The sequence below is a fragment of the Pseudomonas sp. FJ2-5-13 genome (assembly GCF_029201605.1).
Lineage (GTDB): Bacteria > Pseudomonadota > Gammaproteobacteria > Pseudomonadales > Pseudomonadaceae > Aquipseudomonas > Aquipseudomonas lactis.
On sequence record NZ_CP104045.1, the window covers coordinates 4,696,704 to 4,716,795 of the forward strand.

Annotated in this window: 16 protein-coding genes; 14 read left to right on the forward strand and 2 right to left on the reverse strand. The window is 61.3% G+C overall.

Annotated features, from left to right (window positions below; all coding sequences use genetic code 11):
* Positions 1-55: 55 nt before the first annotated feature.
* Positions 56-1,402, forward strand: a complete 1,347-nt coding sequence (locus N2A98_RS20790) for a HAMP domain-containing sensor histidine kinase (protein ID WP_275622583.1) — start codon at positions 56-58, stop codon at positions 1,400-1,402.
* Between the two features lie 37 nt (positions 1,403-1,439).
* Positions 1,440-2,789, forward strand: a complete 1,350-nt coding sequence (locus N2A98_RS20795; protein ID WP_275622584.1) for a CoA transferase — start codon at positions 1,440-1,442, stop codon at positions 2,787-2,789.
* Positions 2,790-2,904: 115 nt separating this feature from the next.
* Here N2A98_RS20795 and N2A98_RS20800 read toward each other — a convergent pair whose 3' ends face one another.
* Both N2A98_RS20800 and arcD (N2A98_RS20805) read right to left on the reverse strand, forming a co-directional pair.
* Entirely contained in the window at positions 2,905-3,768 is an 864-nt protein-coding gene (locus tag N2A98_RS20800; RefSeq protein WP_275622585.1) for a DNA-3-methyladenine glycosylase, read from the reverse strand.
* Positions 3,765-5,192, reverse strand: a complete 1,428-nt coding sequence (gene arcD / locus N2A98_RS20805) for an arginine-ornithine antiporter (RefSeq protein WP_044273371.1) — start codon at positions 5,190-5,192, stop codon at positions 3,765-3,767. The genes N2A98_RS20800 and arcD (N2A98_RS20805) overlap by 4 nt, the downstream gene beginning before the upstream one ends.
* 396 nt (positions 5,193-5,588) lie before the next feature.
* Between arcD (N2A98_RS20805) and arcD (N2A98_RS20810) the strand changes: the two genes are divergently transcribed.
* The 12 genes from arcD (N2A98_RS20810) to N2A98_RS20865 all read left to right on the forward strand — a co-directional run bounded on the left by arcD (N2A98_RS20810) (position 5,589) and on the right by N2A98_RS20865 (position 19,991).
* Positions 5,589-7,016: an arginine-ornithine antiporter gene (gene arcD / locus N2A98_RS20810; protein WP_032895542.1), complete on the forward strand. Its 1,428-nt coding sequence runs from the start codon at positions 5,589-5,591 to the stop codon at positions 7,014-7,016.
* 24 nt (positions 7,017-7,040) lie between these two features.
* The gene (gene arcA, locus N2A98_RS20815) at positions 7,041-8,297 is read left to right on the forward strand and encodes an arginine deiminase (protein WP_014719694.1); all 1,257 of its coding nucleotides are present in this window, start codon (positions 7,041-7,043) and stop codon (positions 8,295-8,297) included.
* A gap of 12 nt (positions 8,298-8,309) precedes the next feature.
* Positions 8,310-9,320 (forward strand): ornithine carbamoyltransferase, encoded by a 1,011-nt coding sequence (locus tag N2A98_RS20820; RefSeq protein WP_003193818.1) that lies wholly within the window; start codon positions 8,310-8,312, stop codon positions 9,318-9,320.
* A gap of 154 nt (positions 9,321-9,474) precedes the next feature.
* Positions 9,475-10,404, forward strand: coding sequence for a carbamate kinase (gene arcC / locus N2A98_RS20825; protein ID WP_032895541.1), 930 nt, complete (start codon positions 9,475-9,477; stop codon positions 10,402-10,404).
* 18 nt (positions 10,405-10,422) lie between these two features.
* Complete coding sequence (locus N2A98_RS20830; RefSeq protein ID WP_275622586.1) at positions 10,423-10,785, forward strand: DUF5064 family protein; 363 nt, start codon at positions 10,423-10,425, stop codon at positions 10,783-10,785.
* 171 nt (positions 10,786-10,956) lie between these two features.
* Positions 10,957-12,465, forward strand: coding sequence for a sigma-54-dependent transcriptional regulator (locus tag N2A98_RS20835; RefSeq protein ID WP_153475511.1), 1,509 nt, complete (start codon positions 10,957-10,959; stop codon positions 12,463-12,465).
* A 394-nt stretch (positions 12,466-12,859) separates the two neighbouring features.
* Positions 12,860-13,243 carry a glycine cleavage system protein GcvH gene (gene gcvH, locus N2A98_RS20840; protein ID WP_044273368.1) on the forward strand — a complete coding sequence of 128 codons (384 nt, stop codon included), beginning with the start codon at positions 12,860-12,862 and terminating at the stop codon, positions 13,241-13,243.
* A gap of 10 nt (positions 13,244-13,253) precedes the next feature.
* On the forward strand, positions 13,254-16,091 hold the full coding sequence (gene gcvP, locus N2A98_RS20845; protein ID WP_069558608.1) for an aminomethyl-transferring glycine dehydrogenase: 2,838 nt from the start codon (positions 13,254-13,256) through the stop codon (positions 16,089-16,091).
* A gap of 161 nt (positions 16,092-16,252) precedes the next feature.
* Complete coding sequence (locus tag N2A98_RS20850) at positions 16,253-17,629, forward strand: L-serine ammonia-lyase (protein ID WP_032895533.1); 1,377 nt, start codon at positions 16,253-16,255, stop codon at positions 17,627-17,629.
* Positions 17,630-17,668: 39 nt separating this feature from the next.
* Entirely contained in the window at positions 17,669-18,793 is a 1,125-nt protein-coding gene (gene gcvT / locus N2A98_RS20855) for a glycine cleavage system aminomethyltransferase GcvT (protein ID WP_275622587.1), read from the forward strand.
* A 393-nt stretch (positions 18,794-19,186) separates the two neighbouring features.
* A complete protein-coding gene (locus N2A98_RS20860; protein ID WP_014719702.1) occupies positions 19,187-19,408 on the forward strand; it encodes a cold-shock protein in 222 nt (73 codons plus the stop codon).
* 94 nt (positions 19,409-19,502) lie between these two features.
* On the forward strand, positions 19,503-19,991 hold the full coding sequence (locus tag N2A98_RS20865; RefSeq protein ID WP_003193838.1) for an RDD family protein: 489 nt from the start codon (positions 19,503-19,505) through the stop codon (positions 19,989-19,991).
* The last annotated feature ends 101 nt before the right edge of the window (positions 19,992-20,092 follow it).

A 20,092-nucleotide genomic window follows, 5' to 3' on the forward strand; every position in this document is an offset into this window, starting at 1 on the left:
TCACCCCCAGCCCAGTGGTTCACGCCGCTGGGCTTTTCCTGTTTGAGGGTTTCCTGTGCGTTCATTGTTCTGGCGTATCCTGGCGAGTTTCTGGCTGGCCATCGCCCTGGTGGCCGGTTTATCGATCCTGCTTGGGCACATGCTCAACCAGGACGCCTGGATTCTCAGCCGCCACCCTGGGCTCAACAACCTGGCCCAGGAGTGGACGCAGCTTTACGAAACCCAGGGCGAAGATGCCGCCCAGGACTTGTTGCAGCAGCGCAAACGCCAGTACCACATCGACGTGCAAGTGCTTAACGAAAGCGGCGACCCGGTGGTGCGCGGCACCTTCCCGCGCCGCGCCGCCGCGTTCGAAGCCCGCCAGAACGACAGCCAGGACGGCCACCTGCCCTGGCGGCGCCTGACCGCCGAGTACACCAGCGCCAAAACCGGCGATACCTATCTGCTGATTTACCGTATTCCTCACCCGGAGCTGGACGCCTGGCACCGCAGCAGCCTGCTGTGGCCGCTCAGTGCATTGGCGATTACCCTGGTGGTACTGACCCTGTTCAGCCTGCTGGTGACCCTGTCCATTACCCGCCCGCTCAGCCGTCTGCGCGGGGCGGTGCATGACCTGGGGCAAACCACCTATCAACAGAACAGCCTGGCGCAACTGGCCAACCGGCGTGACGAGTTCGGCGTGCTGGCCAACGACTTCAACCGCATGGGCGCGCGCTTGCAAAGCCTGATCGGCAGCCAGCGCCAGTTGCTGCGCGACGTCTCCCACGAACTGCGCTCGCCCCTGGCGCGCTTGCGTATCGCCCTGGCCCTGGCCGAACGCGCCAGCCCCGAAGAACGGGAAAAACTCTGGCCGCGCCTGACTCGCGAATGCGATCGCCTGGAAGCCTTGATCAGCGAAATTTTGGTATTGGCACGGGTCGACGCCGACAACGCCAGCGCCGAAGACATCGACCTCAACCCGTTGCTTAAAACGCTGCAAAAGGACGCCCAACTCAGTGCCCCCGAGCAAGTGGTGCAACTGACGACTGCCAATGATCTGCAGCTCAAAGGCTGGCCGACCATGATCGAACGCGCCGTGGACAACCTGCTGCGCAATGCCCAGCGCTTCAACCCGGCGGGCGAGCCGATTGAATTGCAGGCCCAGCATCAAGGCGGACGCATTCTGATCAGCGTACGCGACCACGGCCCCGGCGTTGAAGCCGAGCACCTGAGCCAATTGGGCGAGCCGTTCTACCGTGCGCCCGGCCAAACCGCCCAAGGCCATGGCCTGGGCCTGGCCATCGCCCGTCGCGCCGCCGAGCGCCATGGCGGCAACCTGATCCTGGCCAACCATCCCGAGGGCGGTTTTATCGCCAGCATCGAACTGCCCTTGATCCCTGGGGTTGCCACACCGGTGGGATGATCTTCTATAGTGGCCCTTCTCTTACGGAGGGCCTTTGATGACTGACCTGCTGACTCCCATCCAAGCCGCGCTCGCTTTACCGCACGCCCCATTGCCCCAGACCCAGGCCGGCGCCCTGCCTTCGACCTTTGCCGTGACTGACCTGGCGGCCGCCAGCATCGGCGCCGCTGGCCAGGCCGTCGCGCAGTTGATTGAGCAACAAACCGGGCGCCTGCCCAGCGTCAGCGTGGATCGGCGCCTGGCCTCGTTGTGGTTCTCCTCGTCGATTCGCCCCGTGGGTTGGCAAGTGCCGCCTTTGTGGGACCCGGTAGCGGGTGACTACGCCAGCGCCGATGGCTGGATTCGCTTGCACACCAACGCGCCCCATCATCGTGCAGCGGCCGAGCGGGTACTGGGGCCTGCCGCTGATCGCGCAGCCATGGCGAGCAAAGTCGCAACCTGGAAAGCCGCCGAACTGGAACAGGCGATTGTCGATGCGGGCGGTTGTGCGGCGCAGATGCGTAGCTGGCAAGCCTGGCAGCAGCATCCTCAAGGCTTGGCAGTGAACGCCGAGGCGTTGATCCAACGCCAGGTCTTCGAACCCGGCATCGACAAACCCTGGCTTGGTTCCGCAGCGCGCCCACTGGCCGGCATCAAGGTGCTGGATTTGACCCGGGTGCTAGCCGGCCCGGTGGCCAGTCGTTTCCTCGCGGGCTTGGGCGCCGACGTACTGCGCATCGACTCGCCTACCTGGAACGAACCTGGCGTGGTGCCGGAGATGACGCTGGGCAAACGCTGCGCCCGCCTTGACCTAAAGAGCCAGGAAGGCCGGCAGGTGTTCGAAGCGTTGCTCAAGGACGCCGACATCCTGTTCCACGGCTACCGCGCCGATGCCCTGGAACAACTGGGTTATACCCTTGGCGAACGGCAACACATCGCCCCCGGCCTCATCGATATCAGCCTCAACGCCTACGGCTGGAGCGGCCCATGGCGTAATCGTCGTGGCTTTGACAGCCTGGTGCAGATGGGCAGCGGGATTGCCGAGGCCGGCATGGCCTGGAAACAGACGGATAAACCACTGCCGCTACCGGTACAAGCGCTGGATCACGCCACCGGCTACTTGATGGCCGCCAGTGCGATCCGGGCGTTGACCGAGCGCCTCGAATCCGGAGGCGGCGGATCGGCGCGTTTGTCGTTGGCGCGTACGGCGAAGTTGCTGGTGGAGGCCGGGCCAGTGGCACAGCAAGCGGCATTGCGCGAGGAAGACATTAATGACCAAGGCCTGGTCGTGGAGCAGACAGCCTGGGGCCAGGCCCATCGGCTACTCGCGCCGCTGAGTATCAGTGGCACGCCGCTGCAGTGGGATTTGCCGGCGGTGGAACTGGGCTCGCACCGGCCTCAGTGGTGACTTCACATTCGCTTTCGCGAGCAAGCCCGCTCCCACACTTGACCGAGTAAATGCTTTGAAATGCGATCAAAATGTGGGAGCGGGCTTGCTCGCGAAGAGGCCTAGACAGGCGCCGCTAATCATTGCGGTTCAACGACGTCCACAAATGCTGCGCCGCATACGCCCTCAACGGCCGCCAAGCCTCGGCCCGCGCCAATAACTGCCGGGCCGACACCGGCCCACCTTCCAAAGCCGCCAAAGCATTGATCAGCCCGATGTCCCCCGTCGCAAACGCATCCGCCTCGCGCAACTGGCGCATGGCGATGTACTGCCCGGTCCACTCTCCGATCCCCGGCAATGCCACCAGCCGTGCCACGCCGTCCTTGAGGCTGGCCTTGGGCTGGAAAAGCTGAGGATCATCCAACAGCGCCTGGGCCACACCGGACAAGGTACGCCCCCGCGCCTTGGGCATGCCCAGGGTAGCCAGGTCCGCCGCCGCCAGCACTTCAGGTGTCGGGAACAGGTGGGTAATACCGGCGTGCGGGGTTGGCAGCGCCTGGCCATACTGCGCCACCAGCTTGCCCGCCAGACGAATCGCCGCCACCACGGTGATCTGCTGGCCCAGCACTGCACGAATCGCCAGTTCCAACCCATCCCAGGTGCCAGGCAACCGCAGGCCAGGGCGGGCCGCAACCAGTTGCGCCATCAGGGGGTCTTGCGACAATTGCGCGTTGATCACCTCAGGCACGACATCCAGATCAAACATCCTGCGCAAGCGCCGCTCGATCTCAGGCATGGCGCCAGGCTCGGGAAAGTCGACCGTCACCTCCAGCCAGTCTCCCGCCCCCGGTTCGACACTGATCCAGCCATGTATCCCTGCCACACTGATGCTGCGTCGATACACGCCAGCGACCACGGTTTCCAAGCCGGTAATCGCTCGCACCGATAAAAACCCCAGCATCGCCGCCCAGTCGTAGGGCGGTTGATACGCCAACCTCACAGTGACAATACCCCGCTATACAGCCCATACGCGGCCAACCCGGCGCCCGCGATCACGCCGCTGAAAATGCCTTTTTCCACGGTGGTAAACAAGGGTTGGCCCTGCTCGCGCTTGGCCAGGGCAAACAGGATCACGCCCGGTGCGTACAACAGCGCCGACAGCAGCAAGTACTTCAAGCCCCCCGCATACAGCAGCCAGATCGCGTAACCGAGGGCAATCAGCCCCACCAGCAGATCTTTCATGCGCCGGCGCTGCCAGCCGGCATAGGTTTCGCCGCGCGCGCTCAACAGCACCGCATAGGCCGCCGACCACAGGTAAGGCACCAGGATCATCGACGACGCCAAGTAGATCAGGGTGGTGTAGGTGCTGGCTGAAAACAGCGTGATCACCAGGAATGCCTGGATCATCACGTTGGTCAGCCATAAGGCATTGACCGGCACCTGATTGGCGTTTTCCTTCTTCAGGAAGGCCGGCATGGTCTTGTCCTGAGCGGTGGCATAGAGGATTTCCGCGCACAGCAAGGCCCAGGAGAGCAACGCCCCGAGCAGCGAAACCGCCAGGCCGATACTGATCAATACCGCGCCCCAAGGCCCGACGACATGCTCCAACACACCGGCCAGGGACGGGTTCTGCAACTGCGCCAGCTCCGGCTGGCTCATGATGCCCAGGGACAGCACGTTCACCAGCACCAGCAAGGCCAGCACGCCCACGAAGCCAATCACCGTGGCGCGCCCCACGTCCGAGCGTTTCTGTGCCCGTGCCGAATAAACACTGGCGCCTTCGATGCCGATAAAGACAAACACCGTGACCAGCATCATGTGGCGCACCTGCTCGACCACGCTGCCCATCTGCGGGTTGCCCAGGCCCCAGATATCGCGGGTGAAGATATCCGCCTTGAATGCAACCGCAGCGATCACGATAAACATCAGCAGCGGCACAATCTTCGCCACCGTCGTCACCTGGTTGATAAACGCCGCCTCTTTGATGCCGCGCATCACCAGAAAATGCACGGCCCACAGCAACAGCGACGCGCAGCCAATGGCCAGCGGGGTATTGCCCTGGCCGAACGCCGGAAAAAAGTAGCCGAGGGTGCTGAACAACAAGACGAAATAACCGACGTTGCCCATCCACGCACTGATCCAGTAACCCCAGGCGGACGAAAAACCCATGTAGTCGCCGAACCCTGCCTTGGCGTACGCATACACCCCGGAATCCAGTTCGGGCTTACGGTTCGCCAACGTCTGGAACACAAAGGCCAAGGTCAGCATGCCGATAGCGGTGATTGCCCAGCCGATCAGTATGGCGCCCACCTCGGCACGGGCGGCCATGTTCTGCGGCAATGAAAAAATCCCACCGCCAATCATCGAGCCCACCACCAGGGCGATCAGGGCACTGAGCCGAAGTTTCTGGGCGGGTTGGGACATGCAGGTTCCTCAAAATAAACGGTTGGGCGACAACTGCGCACACACGTAATTCAGATTAATGACGTTGTCATAACATAAGGATATGTAAAGGCACGAAGTTTAGGCTTATTTAGAATTTAAATACGTTAATTATGAAGCGATAGTCAAACAACGTACAAAAAATTTGCACATCCGCAAATAAGAACTAGCGTCAACACCCATGCCCTCGACCAAATGATTAACCACAAAGCAGATAACGCTCTAGCAAGCGCCTTTGCGGGATTTCTTCGCCCGCAAAATCTCACCCTAAGTCGTTAATTCACAATGGAATGTGCCAATGAAGTGATCTGAGTCAGCTGTTTGATTAGCGCACGGAATTATTCTGTGGTCTCTCTTCTCCTGCATTGGAGTCATGCAATGTCTGAAACTCCCGGAAAACTTCGATTAGGCGCCCTGGTCGCACTTGTCGTCGGCTCGATGATTGGCGGCGGCATCTTTTCATTGCCACAAAACATGGCCGCCAGCGCCGATGTCGGTGCGGTGTTGATTGGCTGGGTGATTACCGCCATCGGTATGTTGACCCTCGCCTTCGTGTTCCAGACCCTCGCCAACCGCAAACCCGACCTCGACGGCGGGGTATACGCCTACGCCAAGGCCGGTTTCGGCGACTACATGGGCTTTTCATCTGCCTGGGGTTACTGGATCAGCGCCTGGCTGGGCAACGTCGGCTACTTCGTCTTGCTGTTCAGCACCCTGGGCTACTTCTTCCCGGTCTTTGGCGAAGGCAATACGCCTACGGCGGTGATCGCTGCGTCAGTGCTGTTGTGGGCCGTGCATTTCCTGGTGCTGCGCGGGATCAAGGAAGCCGCGTTCATCAACCTGGTGACCACCGTCGCCAAGGTGGTGCCGCTGCTGCTGTTCGTGCTCATCGCGCTGTTCGCATTCAAGCTGGACATCTTCACCGCTGACATCTGGGGCGTGAAAAACCCTGACCTGGGCAGCGTGATGAACCAGGTGCGCAACATGATGCTGGTCACCGTGTGGGTATTTATCGGCATCGAAGGCGCGAGCATCTTCTCGTCCCGTGCCGAAAAACGCAGCGACGTGGGCAAAGCCACCGTGATCGGCTTTATCACCGTGCTGCTGTTCCTGATGCTGGTGAACGTGCTGTCCCTGGGGATCATGACCCAACCGGAACTGGCCAAGCTGCAGAACCCATCGATGGCCGCCGTGCTGGAGCATGTGGTGGGCCACTGGGGCGCGGTGCTGATCAGCGTGGGCTTGATCATCTCGCTGCTCGGCGCGCTGCTGTCCTGGGTGCTGCTGTGTGCGGAGATCATGTTCGCCGCCGCCAAAGACCACACCATGCCGGAGTTCCTGCGCAAGGAAAACGCCAACCATGTGCCGGTCAACGCGCTGTGGCTGACCAACGCAATGGTGCAGATATTCCTGGTGATCACACTGTTTTCCGCCAGCACCTACCTGTCGCTGATCTACCTCGCCACCTCGATGATTCTGGTGCCTTACCTGTGGTCGGCGGCCTACGCCCTGCTGCTGGCGGTGCGCGGCGAGACCTACGAGAACGCCCTCAAAGAGCGCAAGAAAGACCTGTTCATCGGCGCCATCGCCCTGATCTATGCGATCTGGCTGCTGTATGCCGGCGGCACCAAATACCTGCTGCTCTCCGCCCTGCTCTACGCCCCCGGCGCGATCCTGTTCGCCAAGGCCAAGCGTGAACTGGGCAAACCGATTTTCACCCCCGTCGAGAAGCTGATTTTCGCCGCAGTGGTCATTGGCGCCCTGGTGGCGGCCTATGGGCTCTACGACGGCTTCCTGACCCTGTAATTGTTGTTCACTGGAGGATCTGTAATGACCACGGAAAAAGTGAAGTACGGCGTACATTCCGAAGCCGGCAAACTGCGCAAAGTCATGGTGTGCTCCCCAGGCTTGGCCCACCAGCGGCTGACCCCCAACAACTGCGACGAACTGCTGTTCGATGACGTGCTGTGGGTGGCCCAGGCCAAGCGCGACCACTTCGACTTCGTCACCAAGATGCGCGAGCGGGACATTGATGTGCTGGAAATGCACAACCTGCTCACCGACATCGTCGCCAACCCCGAAGCGCTGGACTGGATCCTGGAGCGCAAGATCACCGCCAACACCGTAGGCCTGGGCCTGGTCGACGAAGTCGGCTCGTGGCTGCGCAGCCTGGAGCCGCGCAAAATCAGCGAATACCTGATTGGCGGCGTATCGGCCGACGACCTGCCGAGCAGCTTCGGTGGCAAGACCATCGAGATGTTCCGCGATTTTCTCGGCCACGCCAGTTTCATCCTGCCGCCACTGCCCAACACCCAGTTCACTCGCGACACCACCTGCTGGATCTACGGCGGCGTGACGCTCAACCCGATGTACTGGCCGGCGCGACGTCAGGAAACCCTGCTGACCAGCGCCATCTATAAATTCCACCCTGAGTTCACCAACGCGGACTTCCAGATCTGGTACGGCGACCCCGACCAGGAACATGGCGCCGCGACGCTCGAAGGCGGCGACGTGATGCCGATTGGCAACGGCGTGGTGTTGATCGGCATGGGCGAGCGCTCATCCCACCAGGCCATCGGCCAACTGGCGCGCAACCTGTTCCAGAACAAAGCCGTGGAACGCGTCATCGTTGCCGGCCTGCCCAAATCCCGCGCGGCGATGCACCTGGACACCGTGTTCAGCTTCTGCGACCGCGACCTGGTCACCGTCTTCCCCGAAGTGGTCAATCAGATCGTGCCGTTCACTCTGCGCCCTGACGAGAGCAAGCCCCACGGCATCGACATCCAGCGCGAGAAAACCAACTTCCTCGAAACCGTGGCCGCAGCCCTCAACCTCAAGGCCCTGCGCGTGGTCGAGACCGGCGGCAACAGCTTCGCCGCCGAACGCGAGCAATGGGATGACGGCAACAACGTGGTGGCCGTGGAACCGGGCGTGGTGATTGGCTACGACCGCAACACCTACACCAACACCTTACTGCGCAAGGCCGGTGTGGAAGTGATCACCATCAGCGCCGGTGAACTCGGCCGTGGCCGTGGCGGCGGCCACTGCATGACCTGCCCGATCATCCGCGACCCTATCGACTACTAAGGAGATTCCATCATGGCTTTCAATATGCGCAACCGCAGCCTGCTGTCGCTGATGCACCACACCACCCGCGAGCTGCATTACCTGCTGGACCTGTCCCGCGACCTCAAACGCGCCAAATACACCGGCACCGAGCGTCCGCACCTGCAGGGCAAGAACATCGCGCTGATCTTCGAAAAAACCTCGACCCGCACCCGTTGTGCCTTTGAAGTCGCGGCCCATGACCAAGGCGCCCACGTCACCTATATCGACCCGGTGTCGTCGCAGATCGGCCACAAAGAAAGCATGAAAGACACCGCCCGCGTACTGGGCCGGATGTTCGATGCCATTGAATACCGTGGCTTTGAACAGGAAATCGTCGAAGAACTGGCCAAGTTCGCGGGCGTGCCGGTGTTCAACGGCCTCACCGCCGAATTCCACCCGACCCAGATGATCGCCGACACCCTGACCATGCGCGAACACAGCGACAAGCCGCTGCATGACATCAGCTACGCGTACCTGGGGGACGCCCGCTACAACATGGGCAACTCGCTGCTGATGATCGGCGCCAAGCTCGGCATGGACGTGCGCATCGGCGCGCCGAAAGCGCTGTGGCCCCATGAAGATTTCATCAAAGAGTGCCAGGCCTTTGCCGAGGAAAGCGGCGCACGCATCACCATCACCGAAGACCCTGCAGAGGCCGTGAAGGGCGTGGACTTCATCCACACCGATATCTGGGTGTCCATGGGCGAACCGGTGGAAGCGTGGGACGAGCGCATCGAGCAACTGCTGCCGTACCAGGTCAACGCCAAGATGATGAAAGCCTCGGGCAACCCTCGGGTGAAATTCATGCATTGCCTGCCGGCGTTCCACAACAGTGAAACCAAGGTCGGCAAGGACATTGCGGCGCGCTATCCGCACCTGGCCAATGGCGTGGAAGTGACCGAAGAGGTGTTCGAGTCGCCGGCCAATATCGCCTTCGAGCAAGCGGAAAACCGCATGCATACCATCAAGGCGATTCTGGTGTCGGCGTTGGCAGACATTTAATTTCCACGGTGTGAACACCGTCAGTGTGGGAGCTGGCTTGCCTGCGATAGCGGTGGGTCTGGCAACAGCAGGTCGCCTGCCAGGCCCTCATCGCAGGCAAGCCAGCTCCCACATTGACCGAGGTGTTCATGCGTTCCCTGAAAGGACATTCTGTATGCGCATCGTCGTAGCCCTGGGCGGCAACGCCCTCCTGCGTCGTGGTGAACCCATGACCGCAGACAATCAACGGGCCAACATCCGTATCGCCACCGAACAGATCGCCAAGATCCACCCCGGCAACGAACTGGTGATCGCCCACGGCAATGGCCCGCAAGTCGGCCTGCTGTCATTGCAGGCAGCGGCCTACACCAGCGTCTCGCCTTACCCGCTGGACGTGCTGGGCGCCGAGACCGAGGGCATGATCGGCTACATCATCGAACAGGAACTGGGCAACCTGCTGGATTTTGAAGTACCATTCGCCACCCTGCTCACCCAAGTGGAAGTGGACGCCAAGGACCCGGCCTTCCAGAACCCCACCAAGCCCATCGGCCCGGTGTACGCCAAAGCCGAAGCCGAGAAACTCGCCGCCGAGAAAGGCTGGGCCATCGCGCCCGACGGCGACAAATACCGCCGCGTGGTCGCCAGCCCGCGCCCCAAACGCATCTTTGAAATTCGCCCGATCAAGTGGCTGCTGGAGAAAAAAGCCATCGTGATCTGCGCCGGTGGCGGCGGCATCCCAACGATGTATGGCGAGGATGGCAAGCTACGCGGCATTGAAGCCGTGATCGACAAAGACCTGTGTTCCTCCCTGCTGGCCACGCAACTGGAGGCCGATTTGCTGGTGATCGCCACCGACGTCAACGCCGCCTTTATCGACTTCGGCAAGCCCACCCAGAAGGCCATCGGCCAGGCCCATCCGGACGACATGGAAAAACTCGGCTTCGCCGCCGGCTCCATGGGCCCCAAGGTCCAAGCCGCCTGCGAGTTCGCCCGCCAGACTGGCAAAACCGCGGTGATCGGTTCACTCTCGGACATCGAAGCCATCGTCCAGGGCAGCGCCGGCACCCGCATCAGCACGGCAACACCTGGCATCACCTACCTGTGAAGTTGAGGAGAAACGCCTATGGCTATCTTTGAACCCGGCCACCTGCATATCGAGCGATACGCGCTGAACAAGGACGATGTCAGCTACGACCTGTGCCTGGACTATGAAGTCGTCACGGATGAGCGCGAAGGCAAAGGCATGCAGTTCACGCTGCATGGCAGCATCCAGGGCAAGGCCATGAAAGAGACCTTTTTCCTGCCCAAGGACCAGGCCTACAACTTCGCCAGCAATGTGACCAAGATTGTCGAAAAATACGGCATTCCCAAGACCCATAGCAGCGTCGGTTCACAGCACAAGCATTACGATCTGATGTTTGAGGATGTGCGCCAGCAGTTGGGGATGAAATCCGGCGACCCGGTCAAACCCGAACACCTGGAATAAAAACACCGCAAATCCCCTGTGGGAGCGGGCTTGCTCGCGAATGCGGTGGAACAGTCAATAGTCAGCTGACTGACCCACCGCATTCGCGAGCAAGCCCGCTCCCACATTTTGATCTCCACTCGCTCCAAGGCATACTTGCCGCCTCTGCTCTTCAGAATTGCCAATCGCCCCATGCGTATCCACGTCAGCTTCATCGACCGCGTCGGCATCACCCAGGAAGTCCTGGCCTTGCTCGGTGGGCGCAATCTCAATCTGGATGCGGTGGAGATGGTGCCGCCCAACGTCTATATCGACGCGCCAACCCTCAGCGCCGACGTGCTCGAAGAGCTGCGCGACGCGTTGTTCAGCGTGCACGGCGTGCAGGCGGTAAAGGTCGTCGACATCCTTCCTGGCCAGCGTCGCCACTTGCAACTCGACGCCCTGCTGGCGGCCATGACCGACCCGGTACTGGCCCTGGACAGCGCGGGCAAGATTTTGCTGGCCAACCCGGCGTTGATCGCCTTGTACGGGCGTGAACCGGCCGGCGAAAGCATCGCCGAGCTGTTCGATGACGCGGCCTTGCTGGAGACCCTGCTGGAGCAGGGCTTTCGATTGCCGTTGCGCGAGATCAGCGTGAACGGCCAGACCCTGCTGCTGGGCGCCACGCCAATCACCGACGCCGGCGCCCTGCTCACCCTTTACCAGCCCAACCGCATCGGCGAACAACTGTCGGCGCTGCACCATGACCATGCCGAAGGCTTTGATGCACTGCTGGGCGAGTCCCCGGCGATCCGCACGCTCAAGGCCCGGGCGCAACGGGTGGCCGCGCTGGATGCACCACTGCTGATCCAGGGCGAAACCGGTACCGGCAAAGAGCTGGTGGCCCGCGCCTGCCACGCCATCAGCACGCGTCACAGTGCGCCGTTCCTGGCACTGAACTGCGCGGCACTGCCGGAAAACCTCGCCGAAAGCGAATTGTTCGGCTATGCGCCCGGCGCCTTTACCGGCGCGCAACGCGGTGGCAAACCGGGGCTCATGGAGCTGGCCAACCAGGGCACGGTGTTCCTCGATGAGATCGGTGAAATGTCGCCGTACCTGCAAGCCAAGCTGCTGCGCTTTCTCAATGACGGCAGCTTTCGCCGCGTGGGTGGCGACCGCGAAGTGAAGGTCAATGTGCGCATCCTCAGCGCCACCCACCGCGACCTGGAAAAAATGGTCAGCGAAGGCACCTTTCGCGAAGACCTGTTCTACCGCCTCAACGTGCTCAATGTCGCCGTGCCGCCCTTGCGTGAACGCGGCCAGGACATCCTCCTGCTGGCGCGCTACTTCATGCAGCAAGCCTGTGCGCAGATCCAGCGCCCGGTCTGCCGCCTGGCGCCGGGTACCTATCCTGCCCTGCTGGGCAACCACTGGCCGGGCAACGTGCGGCAGTTGCAAAACGTGATCTTCCGCGCTGCCGCCATCTGCGAAAGCAGCCTGGTGGACATCGGCGACCTGGACATCGCCGGCACCTCCGTGGCGCGCCAGAACGATGGTGAAGTCGACAGCCTGGAACAGGCCGTGGAAGATTTCGAGCGCAGCCTGCTGGAAAGTCTCTACAGCCGCTACCCCTCGACCCGCCAACTGGCCAGCCGCTTGCAAACCTCCCACACGGCTATCGCCCACCGCCTGCGCAAGTACGGCATACCCAACAAACCCTGACGGAATAAACGCGGTTCAAAGGTGGGAGCTGGCTTGCCTGCGATAGCGGTGGGTCATCCAATTCCTTAGTGACGGGTAGACCGCCATCGCAGGCAAGCCAGCTCCCACAGAGATTTGGTCTGGGAACGACATTCCGTGTACTGAAAGCGCTACAGCGTAACGATATCGCTACAACCCTGTTTTTTGCGCGCCATGCAAGGCTTTGATCCGCATAGGCTTTTTTTCACGCGCCGGACTGTAGCGAAATCGCTACAGCGTACTCAGCCAACCTTCTAGCGAAATTTATTAACCCGTTGATCTATAACGATTTAATAACATTGGCCGCGATATTGCTAAGCAACTCCCCATTATTCCAATCCCGTCCACCAGACGATTCTGGCCCTGAGGAGTTTCCATGAGCGAGTTGCGTTTCACTGAAGATCACGAATGGCTGCGCGCCGAAGCCGATGGCAGCGTCACCGTGGGTATCACCGCGTTTGCGCAGAACGCGCTGGGTGATGTGGTTTTCGTGCAACTGCCGGAGTTGCAGGCTTACGAAAAGGGCGCCGAAGCCTCCACCGTGGAGTCGGTCAAAGCCGCCAGCGGTGTGTACATGCCGTTGGACGGTGAAGTCCTGGAAGTCAACGACAAGCTTGATGGCAGCCCGGAACTGGTCAACGAAGACCCGATGGGCGAAGGCTGGTTCTTCCGCTTTAAACCCGCCGATGCCGATGCAGTGGCTAAGCTGTTGGATCAGGATGCGTACGACCGCCTGATCAAAGCCAACGCTGAAGCCTGAGGAGCGCGCCATGACCGTTAATCTGACCACCGCCAACGAATTCATCGCCCGCCACATCGGCCCGCGCCAGGAAGATGAGCAGCAGATGCTCGCCAGCCTGGGGTTTGATTCCCTCGAAGCGCTAAGCGCCAGCGTGATCCCGGAAAGCATCAAGGGCACCAGCGTGCTCGGCCTGGAAGACGGCCTGAGCGAAGCCCAAGCCCTGGCCAAGATCAAGGCCATTGCCAGCCAGAACCAACTGTTCAAGACCTACATCGGCCAGGGCTACTACAACTGCCACACACCGTCGCCGATCCTGCGCAACCTGTTGGAAAACCCGGCCTGGTACACCGCCTACACGCCGTACCAGCCGGAGATTTCCCAAGGCCGCCTGGAAGCCCTGCTGAACTTCCAGACCCTGATCAGCGACCTCACCGGCCTGCCGATCGCCAACGCCTCCCTGCTCGACGAAGCCACCGCCGCCGCAGAAGCCATGACTTTCTGCAAGCGCCTGAGCAAGAACAAAAGCAGCAACGCGTTCTTCGCGTCGGTGCACAGCCACCCACAAACCCTCGACGTGCTGCGCACCCGTGCCGAGCCACTGGGTATCGATGTGGTGGTGGGCGATGAGCGCGAACTGACCGATGTCAGCCCGTTCTTCGGCGCCCTGCTGCAATACCCGGCCAGCAACGGCGACGTGTTCGACTATCGCGAACTGACCGAACGCTTCCACGCCGCCAACGCACTGGTCGCCGTGGCCGCCGACCTGATGGCCCTGACCCTGCTGACGCCGCCAGGCGAATTCGGTGCCGACGTCGCCATTGGCAGCGCACAACGCTTTGGCGTACCACTGGGCTTTGGTGGCCCGCACGCGGCATACTTCTCCACCAAGGATGCGTTCAAGCGCGACATGCCAGGCCGTCTGGTCGGCGTTTCCGTCGACCGCTTCGGCAAGCCGGCCCTGCGCCTGGCCATGCAGACCCGCGAGCAACATATCCGCCGCGAGAAAGCCACCAGCAACATCTGCACTGCCCAAGTGCTGCTGGCCAACATCGCCAGCATGTACGCCGTGTACCACGGCCCCAAAGGCCTGACCCAGATCGCCCAGCGCATTCACCAGTTGACCGCGATCCTGGCCAAGGGCTTGACGGCCCTGGGCCAGAAGGTCGAGCAGGCACACTTCTTCGACACCCTGACAATCCACACCGGCGCCCACACCGCAGCCCTGCACGACAAGGCCCGCGCCCAGCGCATCAACCTGCGTGTGGTAGATGGCGAGCGCGTGGGCCTGTCGGTCGACGAAACCACCACCCAGGCCGATATCCAGGCGTTGTGGGCGATCTTCGCCGACGGCAAAACCCTGCCGGCCTTTACCACCACCGACAGCACCCTGCCGAGCGCTTTGCTGCGCCAGTCGCCGATCCTCAGCCACCCGGTGTTCAACCGCTACCACTCGGAAACCGAGCTGATGCGCTACCTGCGCAAGCTGGCCGACAAGGACCTGGCCCTGGACCGCACCATGATCCCGCTGGGCTCGTGCACCATGAAGCTCAACGCCGCCAGCGAAATGATCCCGGTGACCTGGGCCGAGTTCGGCGCCCTGCACCCATTCGCCCCCGCTGCGCAAAGCGCCGGCTACCAGCAACTGACCAGCGAACTGGAAGCCATGCTCTGCGCGGCCACCGGTTATGACGCGATCTCCCTGCAGCCGAACGCCGGTTCCCAGGGTGAATACGCAGGCCTCTTGGCCATCCGCGCCTATCACCAGAGCCGTGGCGAAGAACGTCGCGACATCTGCCTGATCCCGTCGTCAGCCCACGGCACCAACCCGGCCACCGCCAACATGGCCGGCATGCGCGTGGTGGTCACCGCTTGCGACGCCCGCGGCAACGTCGACATCGAAGACCTGCGCGCCAAGGCCATCGAGCACCGCGAGCACCTCGCCGCGCTGATGATCACCTACCCGTCCACCCACGGAGTGTTCGAGGAAGGTATCCGCGAAATCTGCGGGATCATCCACGACAACGGCGGCCAGGTGTACATCGACGGCGCCAACATGAACGCGATGGTCGGCCTGTGCGCACCGGGCAAATTCGGCGGCGACGTGTCCCACCTGAACCTGCACAAGACCTTCTGCATTCCCCACGGCGGTGGCGGCCCGGGCGTTGGCCCGATTGGCGTCAAGTCGCACCTCACGCCATTCCTGCCCGGCCACGCCGCCATGGAACGCAAGGAGGGCGCGGTATGCGCCGCGCCGTTCGGCAGCGCCAGCATTTTGCCGATCACCTGGATGTACATCAGCATGATGGGCGGCGCCGGCCTCAAGCGTGCGTCGCAGCTGGCGATCCTGAATGCCAACTACATTTCCCGCCGCCTGGAAGAGCACTACCCGGTGCTGTACACCGGCAGCAATGGCCTGGTGGCCCACGAATGCATCCTCGACCTGCGCCCGTTGAAAGACAGCAGCGGCATCAGCGTGGACGACGTGGCCAAGCGCCTGATCGACTTTGGTTTCCACGCGCCGACCATGTCGTTCCCGGTGGCCGGCACCTTGATGATCGAGCCGACCGAAAGTGAATCCAAGGAAGAACTGGACCGCTTCTGCGACGCCATGATCGCCATTCGCGAAGAAATCCGCGCGGTAGAAAACGGCACCCTCGACAAAGACGACAACCCGCTCAAGAACGCGCCGCACACGGCAGCGGAACTGGTGGGCGAATGGAGCCACCCTTACAGCCGTGAACAAGCGGTGTACCCGGTCGCGTCGTTGATCGAAGGCAAGTACTGGCCGCCGGTTGGCCGGGTCGACAACGTGTTTGGTGATCGCAACCTGGTGTGTGCGTGCCCTTCTATCGAGAGCTACGCATAACCTGAGAATGCACCCGGTCAAAAATGTGGGAGCGGGCTTGCTCGCGAATGCGGTGGGTCAGTCAAATAATCAACATCTGAAAGACCGCATTCGCGAGCAAGCCCGCTCCCACATTTGACCGAGTCGGCTTTCAGAAAATAATAAGAAACCGGAGAACAACCATGTCCCTTAGCGTGTTCGACCTGTTCAAGATTGGCATCGGCCCCTCCAGTTCCCACACCGTCGGCCCGATGCGTGCCGCCGCTCGATTCGTCGAGGGGCTCAAGCGTGACAACCTGTTGGAGGCTACCACCGGCATCAAGGTGGAACTCTACGGATCGCTGGGCGCCACCGGCAAAGGCCACGGCAGCGACAAGGCCGTGTTGCTGGGCCTGGAAGGCGAACACCCGGACACCGTGAATACCGAAACCGTGGCTGCACGCCTGGCGCAGATGCGCAGTGACGGGCGCCTCAACCTGCTCGGCGAACACAGCATTGCGTTCAACGAGAAAGAACACCTGGCGATGATTCGCAAACCCCTTGCCTATCATCCCAACGGCATGATCTTCCGCGCTTTTGACGCCGCCGGTATCCAGATTCGCAGCCGCGAGTACTACTCGGTCGGTGGTGGATTTGTGGTGGATGAAGACGCCGCCGGCGCCGACCGTATCGTCGAAGACGCCACGCCCCTGACCTTCCCGTTCAAACACGCCAAGGACTTGCTTGGCCATTGCACCACCTATGGCCTGTCTATCAGCCAGGTGATGCTGACCAATGAAAGCGCCTGGCGCCCGGAAGCAGAAACCCGCAGCGGTTTGTTGAAGATCTGGCAGGTCATGCAGGACTGCGTCGATGCCGGCTGTCGCAATGAAGGCATCTTGCCCGGAGGCTTGAAGGTCAAGCGCCGGGCAGCGGCCTTGCACCGGCAGTTGTGCAAGAACCCGGAGTCGGCCCTGCGCGACCCGCTGTCGGTGCTCGATTGGGTCAACCTGTATGCGCTGGCAGTCAACGAAGAAAACGCCAATGGCGGGCGCGTCGTCACCGCGCCCACCAACGGCGCGGCCGGGATCATTCCCGCCGTGCTGCATTACTACATGCGTTTTATCCCCGGCGCGAACGAAGACGGCGTGGTGCGCTTTTTGCTCACCGCCGCCGCCATCGGCATTTTGTACAAGGAAAACGCTTCGATCTCAGGGGCCGAAGTCGGCTGCCAGGGCGAAGTCGGCGTGGCCTGTTCCATGGCCGCAGGCGCCCTCTGCGAAGTGCTGGGCGGCAGCGTGTCCCAAGTGGAAAACGCCGCCGAGATCGGCATGGAACACAACCTCGGCCTGACCTGCGACCCGATTGGCGGGCTGGTGCAGGTGCCGTGCATCGAGCGCAATGCCATGGGCTCGGTGAAAGCGATCAATGCGGTACGCATGGCCCTGCGTGGCGATGGGCAGCACTTCGTGTCCCTCGACAAGGTCATCCGCACCATGCGCCAGACCGGCGCCGATATGAAAAGCAAATACAAGGAAACCGCCCGTGGCGGTTTGGCGGTCAACATTATCGAGTGCTGACGCCCACAAGCGCGTCGGCACGTTTTTCAGGAGCTGAATATGTCCACCGAAACCCTGTTGAAAACCCCATTGCATTCCCTGCACCTGGAACTGGGCGCACGCATGGTGCCCTTCGCCGGCTACGACATGCCGGTGCAGTACCCCTTGGGCGTGATGAAAGAACACCTGCACACCCGTGAACAGGCCGGGTTGTTCGACGTGTCCCACATGGGCCAGATTCGCCTCACCGGCGCAAATGCCGCCAAGGCCCTGGAAACCCTGGTGCCCGTCGATATCATCGACCTGCCGGTGGGCATGCAGCGCTATGCGATGTTCACCAATGAGCAAGGCGGCATCCTCGACGACCTGATGGTCGCCAACTTGGGTAACGACGAGCTGTTCCTGGTGGTCAACGCGGCTTGCAAGGACCAGGACCTGGCGCACCTGCGCACACATATCGGCGACCAATGCACCATCGAACCGCTGTTCGAAGAACGCGCCCTGCTGGCCCTGCAAGGCCCGGCGGCCGTGAAAGTATTGGCGCGCCTGGCCCCTGAAGTCACCCAGATGACTTTCATGCAATTTGCCACCCTGCGTTTGCTGGGCGTGGACTGCTACGTCAGCCGCTCCGGTTACACCGGTGAAGACGGCTTTGAAATCTCCGTGCCGGCAGCCAATGCCGAGAGCCTGGCCCGCAGCCTGTTGGCCGAAACCGAAGTGCAGGCCATCGGCCTGGGTGCCCGCGATTCGCTGCGCCTGGAAGCCGGCCTGTGCCTGTACGGTCACGACATGAACACCGACACCACGCCGATCGAAGCCAGCCTGCTGTGGGCGATCTCCAAGGCCCGGCGTGCCGATGGTGCACGGGCCGGCGGCTTCCCCGGCGCCGACCGCATCTTCACCCAGCAACAAACCGGTGTGGCGCGCAAACGCGTAGGCCTGCTGCCGCAGGAGCGTACCCCGGTGCGGGAAGGCGCAGAAATCGTCGATGCCCAGGGCACTGTGATCGGCAGCGTGTGCAGCGGCGGCTTTGGCCCCACCTTGGGCGGCCCTCTGGCGATGGGTTATCTGGACAGCGCATTTGTCGCACTGGATACCGAAGTTTGCGCAATGGTACGTGGGAAAAAGGTGCCACTACGTGTAAGTAAAATGCCATTCGTTCCGCAACGTTACTACCGCGGCTGATTGACTGTTTCTATAAGTAACGCGGTTGCGTTAACGTGCACTAAACTGTAACGCAACCGCCATAAAACAGTGCATTCACGATAGACGTTTTTATAGCTGACGCCCTATAACAAGTGAATAACTCTATCGAATAAGTCGCTATCAGCACATTCAACAAAGTGTCATGAGACCCAGCAAAATCGGGGCCTGCCCCAGGGCTTGTTTTTTTCATCTTAGTTGGCGTAGAGTTTGCCCACTGTGTTTGCATGGGTCGCTTGGAACCTGGACCTGGGCAGTAGCTAAAGTAGTTGCTACAACCCGTTCGACGTCTCTTAACTTTCCTGCAACCCAGCCCAGTACTCTTTCGTGTGAAAGGGGCTGTCATTAATTTTTAGCGTCAAAGGAAAGAAGAAAATGTCGGATAAAGGTGGACGTCAGAGCGGTACCGTCAAGTGGTTCAACGACGAAAAAGGCTTTGGTTTTATCACGCCTGAAAGCGGCCCGGATCTGTTCGTGCATTTCCGCGCTATCCAGGGCAACGGTTTCAAGAGCCTGAAGGAAGGCCAGAAAGTCACCTTCGTTTCAGTTCAAGGCCAGAAAGGCCTGCAGGCTGACGAAGTCCAAGCAGAAGGCTGATCCTTCCTGCGACAAAAAGCCCCTGATATGACATCAGGGGCTTTTTTATGGGCGCCATTGCGTAAACTGCGTGCTTTCTCCAGAGAGCCCTGCCATGTCCAAACCCCTCTTGAGCCCTCAGGGCGAGTTCCCCGCCGTTGGCCTGGGCCGCCGCCTGGCAGCGATGTTCTACGATTTCCTGTTGTGCACTGCCTTGCTGATCGTCACCGCGTTTATCTACAAGCTGGTGTGGATCGCCTTCGTGGGCGAAGCGAAGATGCGCACGCTCACCGAGTCCGGCGCGCTGGACGGTGACCCGTTGCTGTCGACGATCCTGTTGTTTGTGCTGTTTGGGTTCTTCGCCAAGTTCTGGACCCATTCCGGGCAGACACTGGGCATGCAGGTGTGGGGCGTGCGCGTGCAAAACGCCGACGGGTCACGGATCAGCCTGTGGCAGGCATTGTTGCGTTTTGTGGTGTCGATAGCGTCGTGGTTGTGCGTGGGGTTGGGGTTTATCTGGTCGTTGTTTGATAAACACAAGCGCAGCTGGCATGACATCTATTCGGATACGCAACTGGTGCGGATCCCGAAGCCAAAGAAATAACTCAAGCGCATCGCAGATCAACTGTGGGAGCTGGCTTGCCTGCGATGGCGGCCTACCAGCCGACACTTCTCTACCTGACACTCCGCGGTCAAAACTGTGGG